We start from the raw sequence: 14,005 nt of genomic DNA on the forward strand, positions 1-14,005 counted from the left end.
CATGCGCAACGAGGGACTGGGGTCATGGCCCGCACGCCGGGCCCGCAAGACCCCGCACCGCACCGCCCTGATCCACGGCGGGACGTCCACGGACTACCGCACCCTGCACACCCGCACGACCCGCCTCGCCCACGCGCTGCGCGACCGCGGCATCCACCGCGGCGACCGCATCGCCTACCTCGGCCCGAACCACCCCTCCTACCTGGAGACCCTGTTCGCGGCGGGCACGCTGGGCGCGGTCTTCGTCCCCCTCAACACCCGTCTGGCGGGCCCCGAGATCGCGTACCAACTCGCCGACTCCGGCGCCAAAGCCCTGGTCTACGGCCCGTCACACACCGGTCTGGTCGCAGGCCTCCCCGGCAGCACCGACGTCCGTACCTACGTGGAACTGGGCCCGGAGTACGAGGCGGCGCTGGCATCGGCGTCCGAGGAACCGATCGACGCCCCCGTCACCCCCGACGACACCTGCATCATCATGTACACCTCGGGGACCACCGGCCGCCCCAAAGGCGCGATGCTCACCCACGGCAACATCACGTGGAACGCGCTCAACGTCCTCGTCGACACCGACCTGATCGCCGACGAACGCGCCCTGGTCTGCGCCCCGTTGTTCCACACGGCGGGCCTGAACATGCTGACCCTGCCCGTGCTCCTCAAGGGCGGCACCTGCGTCCTGGTCGATGCCTTCGACCCGGACGCCACCTTCGACCTGATCGAACGGCACCGGATCACCTTCATGTTCGGCGTGCCGACCATGTTCGACCAGGTGGCCAGGCATCCGCGCTGGCCCGCAGCGGACCTGTCGTCCCTGCGCATCCTGACATGCGGCGGCTCCCCCGTACCGACCCCGCTCATCGCCGCGTACCAGGAACGCGGCCTGACCTTCCTGCAGGGCTACGGCATGACCGAGGCCGCGCCCGGAACCCTGTTCCTGGACGCCGAACACGCGGTCACCAAGGCCGGTTCGGCGGGCGTACCGCACTTCTTCAGCGACGTACGCGTCGTAGGGCCGGACCTCGCGCCCGTCGACGTCGGCGAGACCGGCGAGGTCGTGGTCCGCGGCCCCCATGTCATGCCCGGCTACTGGGGGTTGCCCGAGGAGACGGCCGCGTCCTTCGCGGACGGCTGGTTCCGCAGCGGGGACGCCGCCCGCGTCGACGAGGACGGTTATGTCTTCATCGTCGACCGGATCAAGGACCTGATCATCTCCGGCGGCGAGAACATCTACCCCGCGGAGATCGAGGACCTCCTCCTCGCCCACCCCGACATCGTCGAGTGCGCGGTGATCGGGGTGCCGGACGACAAGTGGGGCGAGGTGCCGCGCGCGGTCGTCGTGCCCCGCGAGGGCGCCACCGTCGACCCCGACGAGGTGCTGGCCTCCCTGACCGGCCGGCTCGCCAAGTACAAGATCCCGAAGTCGGTGGTCCTCGCGCCCGGACTCCCGCGAACCGCCTCCGGAAAGCTCCTCAAATCCCGTGTCCGTACCCGGTACGGCAAGAGTGAAGGAACCGCATGACCATCACCGTGAACGGCCTCGACGAACTGAAGAAGCTGGCCGGCAGCGACCTCGGCACCGGCGAGTGGATCGAGATATCCCAGGACCGCATCAACACCTTCGCCGACGCCACGGGCGACCATCAGTGGATTCACGTCGACCCGGAGAGGGCGGCGCAGGGGCCCTTCGGCGCGCCCATCGCACACGGATATCTGACGCTCTCCCTCTTCATCCCTTTGTTCACCGAGCTGTTGGACGTCCGGGGGGTGACGACGAAGGTCAACTACGGGCTGAACAAGGTGCGTTTCCCGTCTCCGGTGAAGGTCGGCTCCCGCATCCGGCTGGTCGGGAAGCTGGCCGAGGTCGAGGAAGTACCGGGCGGGGTGCAGATCACCGTCGACGGCACCGTGGAGATCGAGGGTGGCGAGAAGCCCGCAGCCGTCCTGCGGAGCCTGTCGCGGTTCTACGCCTGAACCGTAACGGGAATCCATGCTTTCCCGCGGCTTGGACGCTGTCCTGGTCTACGCAGGCAACAGCGGTTCGAGGTCACGGTCGATGCGCTGCCACGTCCGTGCTGCCTTCGTCCAGGGGTGGCCGGCCCCGAGCCGGCGGACGAAGTGGGACGCCGCCGTGTCTCGCAGCTCAGTGGCCTCCGGTATGCGGCCGAGCGAGCGCAGCGTAACCGCAAGACCGACGCCGGCGATCAGGCTGTCGGGGTGACTGTTGCCCAGGCAGCGGCGCAGATCCGCGGCACAGGAGCGTGATACCTCCTCGGCCTTGTCCAACTGCTCGAGGTCTCCGAGCACGTTGGCGAGGGTGAGTCGGGCGCAGAGGGTGTAGGGATGAGTGTCGCCGAGGCATGTGCCGAGAGCCTGCACCGTCCGAATGGCCGTCGTCAGCGCCTCGTTGGCCTCGCCGGTCGAGCGGAGGCATATCGCGAGGTTGTGATCGCAGACGGCGACGTCCGGGTGCTCGGGGCCGAGGAGCCGGATGAAACGGTGCTGGAGAAGGCTGATGGCGGTGCGTGCGGCCGCCAGGTCACCGACATCGGCCGCCACGACCGCCAGATTGAGCCCGCAGGCCAGCCGATCGGGATCGTCCCTGTCCCACCCGGAGTCGTACCCCCGGTCGGCCGCGAATGCGTGCGCCTCGGCCTCCTTCAGCCGGCCCATGCGGCGCAGCGAAACCGACAGGCTGACGGTCGCACGCAGCAAACCGCGCGTGCTTCGCCCGCGCAACACCTTGAAAGCCGGCTGTAGTACGGCCACGGAACCGGCGTAGTCGCCCGCCTCGCGCAGGTCGCGGCCGAGGCCCAACACGGAAACGAGGGCCGACGGATGGCCGTTACCCAGCACTTCGCGTCTGCGCTGTACAGCGGCCAGACTCAGCTCCCGGGCGGCCGCGTACTCACCCACCAGGCACAACGATCTGGCCACCGCCTCGGACGCGGACAGCGCCTGCGGGTGCTCGTCACCGAACGACTCGTGGAATCCGGCTGACACCTCACGGGCAAGTTGCAGAGCCTTGGTGAAGCGGCCCAGGGCCCGCAGGTCCTCCGCCAGACCTGCGGCGGTCATCAGGGTGTGCGTATGGCGCGGGGGTAGCAGCTCGCGTTGCCGGCTGAGGGTGTCTGCGTCCAGATCGGCCGCCTCCGCGTACGCACCCAGGGTTCGCAGCGCCGCCGCCTGATGGGTGCGCAGTCGCAGCACGTGCTGCTCGGCGCCTCGGTTGCCCCGACTCCAGCGCTGGTCGAGGCGACGGGCGAGCTCCAATGCTCGCTCCGGCATGCCAAGTCGTACAGTGTGACGCAGCCGTTCGATCAGCACGTCCCGGATGTCATCGTCGGAGCACTCCTCGGCACGTGCGTGATCGAAGTGCGGCCACAAATCCTCGGACACCTCGTCGCCGGTTTCGGGGGCGGCCCTCTCGCGACGTGATCCGGCGGCGCCGAGCAACCGGTGTGCGTCATGGCGGACGCCTGCGCTTCCGGCCTCGGGCAGCGCGGCCAGTACCAGTGCCTGCACCTTTCGGTGCACCTTCAGCATGCGTCCGGCGTGGTCGACTTCGGCCAGACCGAGCCGGCTGACTTCCCGGACGGCCCTTTCCGGCAGCACCCTCTCGTCCACGCCGGGGTCGTGGGAGCGCAGGAGATGCAGCGCTGTGTCGGTGTGCAACGATGCCAACGGAACGGGCAACGGGGCGAGATGAGAGCACAGCACGAGGAGTCGCAAGGCCGAAGGGGAACGCTCGCGCAGTGTGGCGAGGGCCAGCCGGGTAGTGGCTGCGATGGGATCGACCGGCTGTGTCGACGGCGACTCGTTCCGCTGCTCGGCGAGTTGCCCCAGGTAGTGCTCCGTTTGTGGGAGCTGCGCCAGCCACGCTGCCGCCTGTGCCACTGCAAGAGGCATGTCCTCCACGGCCATCGCGATCCGGTCGGCGGCATCGGGGGAAAGTGCCGGCACGCGTCGGCGTAGTAGCTCGACGCTGTGTTCCCTGGCGAAGGCTTCGACTTCCACGGAATCCGTAGTCCCGATCCAGCGACGATCGCGGGAGGTGACCAGGACATGGCCCTGAGCGCCGGAAGGCAGCAGACCGTCGACACTCTGCGGGGCGCCTGCGCTGTCGTAGACCAGCAGCCATCGGTCATACGGTTTGCCCGAGCCCAACTCCTCCAGGGTCCAACGAGCGGCTTCGTGCACGCTGTCGCGAGGACGCAGCCCAAGACGGTCGGCCAGCCGCGCCAGGGACAGCAACGTCGACTCCCGGCTCTGCGCGCGAACCCACCACACCAGGTCGTACGCCGCCTGAAAACGATGGGCGTACTCGGCGGCGAGCTGGGTGCGCCCGCATGCGCCGAGATCCTGGACGGGAAGGATCACGGCCCGGCGACGGCCGACCTCGAGGAGGGCGTGCAACCGGTCCAGTTGCCTGTCGCGCCCCACGAAGAACGGATTGCGTGGTGGGGCCTGCCATACGACCGGAACACGGCCGGGAAACCGGGGCCGGGCTGACTCCAGTGAACGTACGGTCGCCTTGCCGGAGAGCCCGACGCCGCGCAGGACGGTCTCTGCGGTGCGCGACTCGTCGAGGGCCGTCAGGTCGACGGGGCTGTGGTCGTTGAACGGCGGCGTGAGCGTGATCGGCTCTACGCGGAACGGGATCAGCTGCCCGGGTGAACCCACGCGACGGGGGTCGAGGCGCTCCCACAGGGCGCGGGACCGCGTCGAGCGCAGAAAGGACGAGGACAGCAGGGCCACGGTGCGCGGAGTCGTGCCGGAGGGCGCCGGCTCGGTACCGGCATCGGGGGCGAGCACCCGGAAGCCCGCGCGAGTGAGCACCCAGCGGACCCACTCGGCCCACATCCGGTCCTCCGGAACGTGCCAGAGTCTCAGGGGCGTGGCGATGGGTGACAGAGGCCTTACGTACGAGGTGAGATGACGTCTACGCAGATCGTCGTCGAGGGGTGGCAAGTCTCTCACGCGCCCCTCGGTGACCAGGTCCGTCAGCCTTTCAAAGGCCGTCAGCAGGCTGTCGGGGTCGCCGGGCGGGTCCCCGAACACCGCGAGAATTTCCTCGTAGGCGTAGTCCTGCCGGTGCGGGATCTCCAGGCCGGTCCAGTTGCCGGGCGGCTGATCGGGGAAGGAGACGCGGACGAGTTCCCGCGCGGCGGTCAGGCGTGTGTCCTGCCCCTCGACGACACGTGTGGCGACGGGCAGCACGCGCACCTGGCGCGTTTGTGCTTCCCGCCGGATGGTTCGTGCCACGCCCGCCGCTCCCGCGATGCTCTGCGAATTGAGCGCGAAGCAGTTCACCACAACGTCCGGCAGATCCATGGTGCACAGGGCGACCAGATCGCTCACCCCGCACCTGCTGTCGATGAGGGTGTAGTCGTAGCGGCTTCTCATGTCGTGGCGCAACGCTTCCAGAAACCGCACGCCGCCGAGGAACTCCGTGAAGTATCCGCAGTCGAAGCCCATCAGATGTCGCAGGTATTCGGCGTCCCGCCGCCCCGCGGGCATGTAGTCGAGGGCGCCCCGGCCGGGGAAGGTCCAATCCACCGAGACCGAATGCGGGAGCACCCGGGCATGGCGATGTATCACGTCCGCTTCCGGCTCGACGTCGGGGCGCCGGTCAACCACGTAGTCCGTGAGGAGATTCAGCACGCCCGTCGTTGCGCCGGAGGCCGCTGCGTCGAGGAAGGGGTGAAAGTAGCGATGCAGCCCGGGTGCCTCGACGTCCCAGTCCGAGGCGAGCACGCGATAGCCGTTGGAAGCGAGGATCCATGCCACATTGGCCAGTGCCATGGTCCGGCCGGTACCGCCGTTCTGAGAGTAGAACGTGACGATCTGCCCGTCAGGGGTGGCGGTCATCGGATGCCTCCTTTCCGGGTCCTCCCAACCGGAACCGAGGGGTTCCGGATCCCGGGGGCGGATGGCTCGCGGTGAATCGGAGGAACTGCGTGGCGACCCACTGCACCATGTGAGGAAGGAGGGCGGCGAACGCTTCCAGCGAGGGAACCCCGGTCACGGCCACCCGCGAGACACTCCGGACGCGCTGGTGGGTTCGGGGGAGAGACTGCTCCAGCGCCGTCTGCAATTCGGGCCCGGATTCGGCGTCAGCATCGGACGGGTCCCATGGCACGACTACCCCGAGCCACGGCAGAGCCGCATTGTCGATGCGGGTCAGCAGCGCCCGCCTTTCCGGGTCGGCCAGAACCCATTTGTCGAGCAGCATCAGCGTCGGACTGACCGATGCCCGCTCGGTGAGCAGAGCGCCGGCCGCCTCGTCGAGCGACTCGACCGTGGGGCGGAAGTCGAGCCGCTCTGCGACGCTCGCGGTGATTTCGGCGAGTGGCCGGTGGTCCGTGCCGCTCTCGCCATAGGGATTCCAGTCGAGGGCTGAGGCGCCGTAGCACCGGTCGGAGCGCCCCGGCGGCAGCTCTCGACGGCTCGGCGCCGCCACGACGATGCGAATCCGCCGTGAGACGGTGCTGATGCGTTGTTCGAAGGCGCTGGGCAACTGTGCGAAGTCCAGGGGCGGCCCGACGGGAGGTGGACTCTGCTGGGCGGCTGCCACGATCGTTCGGGCCAACAGATAGGTGGTCTTCTCGTAGTGCTGCCGGAACGACCGCAGCTTCATCAGGCCGTACAGGCCGAGGGTGGCGTACTCCCGGCCGAATTGATCGTGGTCGTAGTGCAGGTTCTGTGCTGTCTGGGGAAGCTGCCGGCGCGGCACTGGTGTCCAGAGCGCCGGGACGATGGCCGCAGGGGCTGGAGGCGACGACGCGTGGTGGTGTCTCTGACGCCGGGAGAAGGCCGACCACTCACGGCCGCACATGTCGCTCACGAAGTAGCGCGGCGAGTACAGCGGGACGAACACCCGGCAGGTGGCGAGTGCCTCGGACAGCCGGTGGCTCCAGACCTGACCGGTCCTCATCTCACGGTCCATGAATCCGATGGGCACGTTTGCCGGAGCGGCCGTCATCGCCATGACGTCCTCACTCAGGTCGCGGAACAGCCGGTGAACCCACATGTCCGGATCAGAGCTGTCGTCGAGGCTTGGCGTGTGTGCGTAACTCAGGAAGAAATAAGGCCCGTTCGAATCCGCCTGGTCCCGTTGCACCCGAAGCCCTCCCAACGGGTCCGGTGGTCAGAGCGCCCGCAGAAACGCGGCCAGCTCCAGCATGTCGATGCGCTCATACTCCTCCGGACGGACAACGATCGTCAGCTCTTTGCAGACCACCGACTGCCGTGACCTGGTGACGAAGGACAGCAGGATCAGATTGATCAGACCGGCGCGGTCGAGACTGTCGATGCGGGCCAGGTCCGATCCGATCACCGGCATGGCCACCGTCTCGCGCCGGGCGTGCACATGTACCGCCCCCCACAACTCGCCCAGACTCTGCCAGATTTGGTCCGCTCCCGAAGTGACCGTCAGATCGTTGCGCATGATGCCGTAGGCGCTGAGGAAAAAGCGTTGGGTGGGGGAGCCGAGGACGACCACCGTGCCGACGGGGTAGCGTGACAGCTTGCCCGCTCGCTTGATCGTCCGTTGTTCCACTTCGACGGGCTGCTTCCCCGCCAGTGCGACCGCGAGTTCGCGGTCCAGCCTCTCGATCTCCCCGGCGTAGACCCGCTGCAGGAACTGGCCCTGCACGCTGCGCCGTGCGATCACCACATCGTCGGCGGTGTCGGTGTCGAACACGTCGTTGAAACCGATGACCAGATGGCAGGGCTGGTCGAACAGGTCGCCGATCGTCACGGTCACGCGGAATCCCGGATGGACGAACTCGTGGCTGACGCTGCTCCTGGGCCAGGCCCGCAGGATGCCCCCGGCCAGCGCCACGCCCGCGAGGGAGAGGAACGTCACGCCGCGGGGCAGGGAGCTGTCCGGCCAGAACGTGAGATACAACTGTGCCGCGCCCGACAGAACGCCGAATTGCACGGCGCAAGCCCGTCCGGCCGTGGACACCCCGAGACGGGTGCCGAACAGGATCCGCAACCGGTGGCTGAGCCGGCTCATCCCGCCTCGTCCCCACCCGCGGTCTCGTCCACCGCAGCGACCAAGCCGACGGGTTCGTCGTAGACACCCACGAACCTGGTCAGCTTCCTCGACTGTGTGCCATGCCCGTTGCGGAGGGCGTCCACCGCCCGTTCCAGGTCGGTGATGCGGCTGATCTGCTCCTTCACCAGCGAGGCCAGATCCTCCAGGATCTCCTGCTGTGACCGACGAAGTGGTGCTTGCCCGTCGCTGTCAGCCGCCAGGTCGATTGTGGCCAGGCCTTCGCGCAGTTCGGGCCACACCTTCGTGAAGCGCTTCACGAGAAGGGCCTCGTCGGGCTGGCGGCCCGCGGATTTGCACAGGACCTCGTTGATGGTCCGCATCAGCCGCAGCACATCGTCCGGGTCGTGAGCGCGGGCCGACTGGAACTGGCGCAAGGGGCTGCCCGCGGCCTCCAGATCGTCGTGGCTTCCCTCGAGCAGGAACGGTACGACTCTTCCCTCACGCTCGTTCACCTCCTTCGACAGTGCTCCCGATTCGAAGGTGACCCAGGGGGCGTCGAGGTTGGAACGGGTGATGCAGGCGATACCGAAGGAGCTCTCGTCGAGCTGCACCTTGAGCTCGTCCAGCCCGCGAGCTCCCATCCTGATGCTCTCCGAGGAGACGAAGGGGTCGATGTCGTCGCTGAAGAACCGCAGCCAATCGGAGAGCAGTTTCGCGCACTCGTGAGAGGCACGTCCGGACCAGCTCAGAAAGATCTTCATTCTCAGTCCCCCGGGATCTGCGGCCCGCTGCGAGGATAAGCCCCGAGGGGGTCAACTGCTCCCGAAATGAGGCGAACAGCCGTCCCAGCGGCTACTCTTGACGATCCGGCGCGCGCAATAACCCACAGCGACGGCACGGGTTCGATACGGCATGGCGGGGAGCGGCGATGGCCGATGGCCGTGGCGGACGCATCGTCACGTTCTACTCCTACAAGGGCGGTACGGGCCGCACGATGGCGCTGGCCAACGTCGCGTGGATCCTCGCCGCCAACGGCAAGCGAGTTCTGGCGGTGGACTGGGACCTGGAAGCACCTGGTCTGCATCGGTTCTTCCATCCCTTTCTCGATCCGGCCACCGTCGGCGCGACAACCGGTGTCATCGACATGCTCAATGACTTCGTCTGGGCCACCGCCGGCGACGTAGTCGGCGACAGCCCGGACGAACGGCCGCCGGACTGGCATCTGGACTACGCCCGCATCCAGCGCCACGCCGTCTCCCTGGACTGGCTGTTTCCCGAGCCAGGCACCCTTGACCTGGTGTCCACGGGACGGCAGAACCGTGACTACTCGGCGCTCGTGAGCACGTTCGACTGGGACCACTTCTACGAGGACCTCGGCGGCGGCCTCTTCTTTGACGCGCTGCGCGAGGACATGCGTCAGAACTACGACTACGTCCTCCTCGACAGCCGCACCGGTCTGTCCGACATCGCCGACGTCTGCACCGCCCACCTGCCCGACACACTCGTCGACTGTTTCACCCTCAGCGGCCAGAGCATCGACGGCGCCGCGGCGGTCGCGCACGACATCCACGACCGGTACCGCAGTCGCCGTATCCGCATCCTGCCCGTCCCCATGCGTATCGACGAGGGTGAGAAGGAGAAGGCGGATGCCGGGCGCGCCCTGGCCCGCGCCAAGTTCGACGGATTCCCGTCCGGCATGACCGAGGAGGAACTCACCGGGTACTGGGGGTCGGTGGAGATTCCCTACCGGCCCTACTACTCGTACGAGGAGACGCTGGCCACGTTCGGCGACGAGGCCGGCAACGCAACGTCCCTGCTGGCCGCCTTCGAGCGGCTCGCCGGCGTGATCAGCGATCAGACCGTCATCGCTCTGCCACCCATGGCCGAGGAGGTACGCGAGGCCGTCACGGCGAAGTTCACCCGCCCCCGGCTCGCGCTCCCCGCGGACGTGCACCTCAGCTATGTGTCCGAGGACCGTTTGTGGGCCGACTGGATCGCCTCCCGGTTGTCCAGGGCCGGGTTCAAGGTGTCGCGCAGGTATGTCGGCTGCGAGGGCGACGGCGCCGAGGAGCCCGCCGACCGCACCGTCTTCGTCCTCTCGCCGGCGTTCCAGCGCTCCGCGCGGGCCCGCCGGGTGTGGGACACGGCCACCGGCAGCGACCGCTCGGGCCGCCGTCAGGTGGTCGCAGTCCGGGTCGGCGACCTGCGCCCGGCGCCCGTGTTCAGCGAACGGGTCTCGGTCGACCTGGTGCGCACGAGTGAGAAGCACGCCACGTCCGCGCTGCTGCGGGCGCTCGGTAAGCCGACCATGCCCGCCGAGTTGACCGACGAGGCGGCCTTCGGGGATGCCCGCTTCCCGGGCACGGTGCCCGAGGCCCGGAACATCTCGCCACGCAACAGTTCCTTCACCGGCCGCAGCGCAGTGCTGGAGAGGCTCCGCGACGGGCTCGGCAGCAGCAATTCGGGCGGCTCCCCGGCGCCGTACGCCCTCTACGGCCTGGGCGGCGTCGGCAAGACGCAGATCGCGCTGGAGTACGTGCACCGCTTCGCCGCCGACTACGACCTGGTGTGGTGGATCCCCTCCGAGCAGACAGAGCTCGTGGTGTCGGCCCTCACCGATCTCGCCCGCCGGCTGGGACTGCGGGTCGGCGACGACGCCGCGCAGGCCGCGCAGGAGGTCTGCGACCATCTGCGCCAGGCGTCCTCGACGATGCGCTGGCTGCTGGTGTTCGACAACGCCGACGAGCCGCAGGAGGTGAGCAAGCACTTCCCCGGCGGTGCCGGCCATGTGCTGGTCACCTCACGCAACCAGACCTGGTTGCAGTTCGGCGAGGCCCTGGAGATCGACCCGTTCCTGCGCGAGGAGAGCATCGAGCACCTGCTGCGCCGGGCCGCCGATCTCAGCACGGAGGACGCCGACCGGGTCGCCGCCGCCGTGGGCGACCTGCCCCTCGCCCTCGATCAGGCCGGTGCCTGGCTGGCCGAGACGGGCACGCCCGTCGACACCTACCTCACCGAACTGGAGCACCAGGCGGAGCGGGTGTTGTCGCTCAGCCAGCCCGCGAACTACCCCGAACCGGTCGGCGCCACCTGGAACGTCTCCATCGACCGCCTGAAGGAACGATCCCCGGCCGCGGTGCGCCTGCTCCAGCTGTGCGCCTTCTTCGCCGCCGAACCCATCTCGATGGAGCTGTTGTACGGCGACGAGATGACGAGCGTGCTGGCCGAGCTGGACCCGTCGCTCCAGGAGAGGATGGTGCTCGGCCGGGTGATCCGGGAGATAGGCCGGTTCGCCCTCGCCAAGGTGGACCGGGCCACCGAGTCGATCCAGGTGCACCGGCTGGTGCAGGCGGTGATCCGCTCCCAGCTCACGCCCCGGGAACAGGAGGACGCCCAGCACGTCGTGCACCGCATCCTGGCCGGTGCCCGCCCGTCGGGCGAGGAGCCGATCGACGATCCGAAGAGCCAGCCCATCTTCGCCGCGATCTGGCCGCACCTGGAGGCCTCCGAGGCCAGTACCTGCGACGAGCCGAAGACCCGGCAGCTGCTCATCGACCGCGTCCGCTACCTGTGGAAGCGCGGCGACCTGAACGCCGGGCTCTCCTTCGCCGACGGCCTGCGGCAGCTGTGGGAACGCCAGTTGACGGTCAGCCGGGGCCGGATCGCCGACCTGGAAAAGCGGCAGCCGGTCGAGCAGGCACCCGTGCCCCAGCCGGCCGGCTTACGGGACCCGCGGGCCCCGCGCACCCTCGCCGAGGAGCGGCGGTACGTGACGGAACTCCAGACCCAGCTGCTGCACCTGCGGTTCCACATCGCCAACGTGCTGCGCTCGCTGGGCAAGTACGTGGAGGCGGAGGAGCTGGGCTCCGGCACCCTCGCCCGGCAGCGCGCCCTGCTGACGCCGGGCCATCCGCACATCCTGATGACGGCCAGCGGTCTCGCCACCGACCTCGGCAGCATCGGCCGGTTCGAGGACGCCCTGGAGCTGGCGAAGGAGGCCTACAACGGCTTCAAGGAGAACTTCGGCGAGGATCACCCGCGCACCCTCAGCGCCAACAACAACCGCGCGGTCTGCCTGAGACTGCTCGGCCACTACGCCAAGGCCCGCGACGTCGACCAGGAGATCTACGACCTGCGACGCAACGACCTCGGTGCCGCGCATCCGCACACGCTGATCAGCATCACCAACCTGGGCCGCGACCTGCGCGAGACGGGCGAGTACGAGCCGTCCATCTCCCTGCTGAGCAGCAGCTACGAGTCGTACAAGCGGCTGTTCGGCGACACCTACCCGGAGACCCTGCGCAATGCGAAGAGCCTCGCCGTGTCGCTGCGCAAGGCCGGCCGGGTGGACGAGGCACGGGCGCTCACCCAGCAGACCCGCGAGAACTACCGGCTGCGGGACACCCCCGCGTCCACCCCCGACGTGCTGGACTGCACGCTGAACTACGCGACCGACCTCTACGCCACGGGGGCGCGCGAGGAGGCGCTGGCGCTGGCGCAGGACATCGTGCGGCAGTACCGCACGGCGCCCGGCGAGCGGCATCCGGCGACGCTCGCCGCCGTCAACAACCTCGGGATCTTCCTGCGTGGTTCCGGCGAGGCGAACAGGGCGCGCACGCTGCTGGAGAAGAACCTCGACACCCTGCGGGAGGCGCTCGGCGAACGTCACCCGTACACGCTCGCGTGTGCCGTCAACCTCGCCAACGTACTGGCGGAGCTGAACGAGCTGCGCCAGGCGGAGGACCTGGAGCGGATGGCGGTCGCCGGCTTCCAGCCCACCCTCGGCCACGAGCACCCGGACACCATCGTCTCGCGCGCCAACCTGGGCGTGACCCTGCGCGCGCTGGGCCGTATCCCCGAGTCCGACCAGCTCCAGGAGAGCACCCACACCGAGTTCGTACGGCTGCTCGGCGAGAACCATCCGCACACGGTGAGCGTCCGCGAGGGCAAGCGCATCCACCGGGACCTGGAGCCGCCGGCCGTGTGACCGGTACGGGACTCAGGCGGGCTCGGCCGTCAGCCGCGAGCGTCCGCCCAGCAGCCAGGTGAAGACGTCGGGCAGCACCCGCAACGACGCCTCGTGCCCCAGATCATCCCGGTGTGCGGGTGTTTCCGGCTGCTGGAAGGCCAATGACCAAGAGGTGTCGCGGACTTGTCGTTCCGGTCCCTCACTTGTACGCGTACACGGCCGTGGCCACCGCACACACCCCGGGCGGAATCATCTGAGCCCGCAACGTGCCGCTGTTCACGTCGTAGTCGACGCCCTCAGTCTCGAACGTGCCCGTGCACACGCTGCGCTGCGGCAGTGCGAACAGGCTCTTCACCGCGCCCGTGATCGGCTGGCCGTCCACCTTGCGCGGCAGGTCGACCTGGAGAAGGGGGCGGATCTCCGGGAAGAGGGTGCCCGAGGCGTCGTTGGAGGCGCAGATCAGGCGGGTGTCCGTCACGAAGTCGCAGCCCTGGATATCGCGTACGGGCTTGTCCAGGCTGATCTGCCAGGCCTCCTTGAGGTCTCCGCCGGTCGGTGGTGTGGCGGGGTTGAGCAGGGGAGCGGGGAAGACCTGGAGTCTTCGCTGGTCGCCCCACTCGCCCGACACCAGCCACTGCCCGTCGGGCGAGACCGTGGCGAAGGAGTTGTTGAGCTTCTCGCCCGGGTTGAGCTGGTGGACGTACTCGTAGCGCTTCCCGGCCGGGGTCGTCACCGCGAACATCTTGGACGTGGCCGTGTCCGGACCCTGGTAGGCGTCGAAGACGTGGCCCTGGGCGATGTCCGGGTCGCCGACGTGGTTCCAGCCCTTGATCCGCAGGCCCAGCGGGATGTCGGCCAGGCCCCGGTAGAGGAGCGAGCCGTCCGCCCGGGCGGCGAGCCCCTGCCCGCCGCCCAGCGTGTCGGTGTACGCCGTGCCCGACTCGGCCCATTGCGGGTCTCCGGCCGCGGAAGCGGTGCCCGCGCCGAGCCCCAGGGCGGCCAATAAGCAGACGGGAGTAAGGAAGTGACGCTTCATC

9 protein-coding genes are annotated in these 14,005 nt (G+C 68.7%); 3 read left to right on the forward strand and 6 right to left on the reverse strand.

Annotated features, from left to right (window positions below; all coding sequences use genetic code 11):
• Position 1: 1 nt before the first annotated feature.
• Both ACWGDB_RS03195 and ACWGDB_RS03200 read left to right on the forward strand, forming a co-directional pair.
• Positions 2-1,516 (forward strand): acyl-CoA synthetase, encoded by a 1,515-nt coding sequence (locus tag ACWGDB_RS03195; protein ID WP_453820834.1) that lies wholly within the window; start codon positions 2-4, stop codon positions 1,514-1,516.
• A complete protein-coding gene (locus ACWGDB_RS03200; RefSeq protein ID WP_453820835.1) occupies positions 1,513-1,968 on the forward strand; it encodes a MaoC family dehydratase in 456 nt (151 codons plus the stop codon). Before ACWGDB_RS03195 ends, ACWGDB_RS03200 begins: the two co-directional genes overlap by 4 nt.
• 48 nt (positions 1,969-2,016) lie before the next feature.
• Here the strand turns inward: ACWGDB_RS03200 and fxsT (ACWGDB_RS03205) are convergent, their stop codons facing one another.
• Genes fxsT (ACWGDB_RS03205) through ACWGDB_RS03220 form a run of 4 tightly spaced genes read right to left on the reverse strand, consistent with a single transcriptional unit; the run spans position 2,017 to position 8,760 of the window.
• Positions 2,017-5,865, reverse strand: a complete 3,849-nt coding sequence (gene fxsT, locus ACWGDB_RS03205; protein ID WP_453820836.1) for an FxSxx-COOH system tetratricopeptide repeat protein — start codon at positions 5,863-5,865, stop codon at positions 2,017-2,019.
• A complete protein-coding gene (locus ACWGDB_RS03210) occupies positions 5,849-7,117 on the reverse strand; it encodes a TIR-like protein FxsC (protein ID WP_453820837.1) in 1,269 nt (422 codons plus the stop codon). Before ACWGDB_RS03210 ends, fxsT (ACWGDB_RS03205) begins: the two co-directional genes overlap by 17 nt.
• 27 nt (positions 7,118-7,144) lie before the next feature.
• Positions 7,145-7,996 carry a macro domain-containing protein gene (locus ACWGDB_RS03215; RefSeq protein WP_453820838.1) on the reverse strand — a complete coding sequence of 284 codons (852 nt, stop codon included), beginning with the start codon at positions 7,994-7,996 and terminating at the stop codon, positions 7,145-7,147.
• A gap of 17 nt (positions 7,997-8,013) precedes the next feature.
• Entirely contained in the window at positions 8,014-8,760 is a 747-nt protein-coding gene (locus ACWGDB_RS03220) for a TIR domain-containing protein (RefSeq protein ID WP_453820839.1), read from the reverse strand.
• Between the two features lie 167 nt (positions 8,761-8,927).
• On the opposite strand from ACWGDB_RS03220, the gene fxsT (ACWGDB_RS03225) reads away from it, so the two are divergent.
• Positions 8,928-12,986: an FxSxx-COOH system tetratricopeptide repeat protein gene (gene fxsT, locus ACWGDB_RS03225; RefSeq protein ID WP_453820840.1), complete on the forward strand. Its 4,059-nt coding sequence runs from the start codon at positions 8,928-8,930 to the stop codon at positions 12,984-12,986.
• Between the two features lie 12 nt (positions 12,987-12,998).
• Here the strand turns inward: fxsT (ACWGDB_RS03225) and ACWGDB_RS03230 are convergent, their stop codons facing one another.
• Together ACWGDB_RS03230 and ACWGDB_RS03235 are read right to left on the reverse strand one after the other, a co-directional pair.
• Positions 12,999-13,130, reverse strand: a complete 132-nt coding sequence (locus tag ACWGDB_RS03230) for a hypothetical protein (RefSeq protein ID WP_453820841.1) — start codon at positions 13,128-13,130, stop codon at positions 12,999-13,001.
• Between the two features lie 37 nt (positions 13,131-13,167).
• Positions 13,168-14,004, reverse strand: coding sequence for a hypothetical protein (locus tag ACWGDB_RS03235; RefSeq protein WP_453820842.1), 837 nt, complete (start codon positions 14,002-14,004; stop codon positions 13,168-13,170).
• Between the last annotated feature and the right edge of the window lies 1 nt (position 14,005).

This window comes from Streptomyces sp. NPDC055013 (assembly GCF_053608645.1).

What these genes read in the sequence shown, in the direction of transcription:
- ACWGDB_RS03195 (WP_453820834.1), top strand. Translation starts at nt 2, where the DNA reads ATGCGCAACGAGGGACTGGGGTCATGGCCCGCACGCCGGGCCCGCAAG.
- ACWGDB_RS03200 (WP_453820835.1), top strand. Translation starts at nt 1,513, where the DNA reads ATGACCATCACCGTGAACGGCCTCGACGAACTGAAGAAGCTGGCCGGC.
- fxsT (WP_453820836.1), bottom strand. Translation starts at nt 5,865, where the DNA reads ATGACCGCCACCCCTGACGGGCAGATCGTCACGTTCTACTCTCAGAAC.
- ACWGDB_RS03220 (WP_453820839.1), bottom strand. Translation starts at nt 8,760, where the DNA reads ATGAAGATCTTTCTGAGCTGGTCCGGACGTGCCTCTCACGAGTGCGCG.
- fxsT (WP_453820840.1), top strand. Translation starts at nt 8,928, where the DNA reads ATGGCCGATGGCCGTGGCGGACGCATCGTCACGTTCTACTCCTACAAG.
- ACWGDB_RS03235 (WP_453820842.1), bottom strand. Translation starts at nt 14,004, where the DNA reads ATGAAGCGTCACTTCCTTACTCCCGTCTGCTTATTGGCCGCCCTGGGG.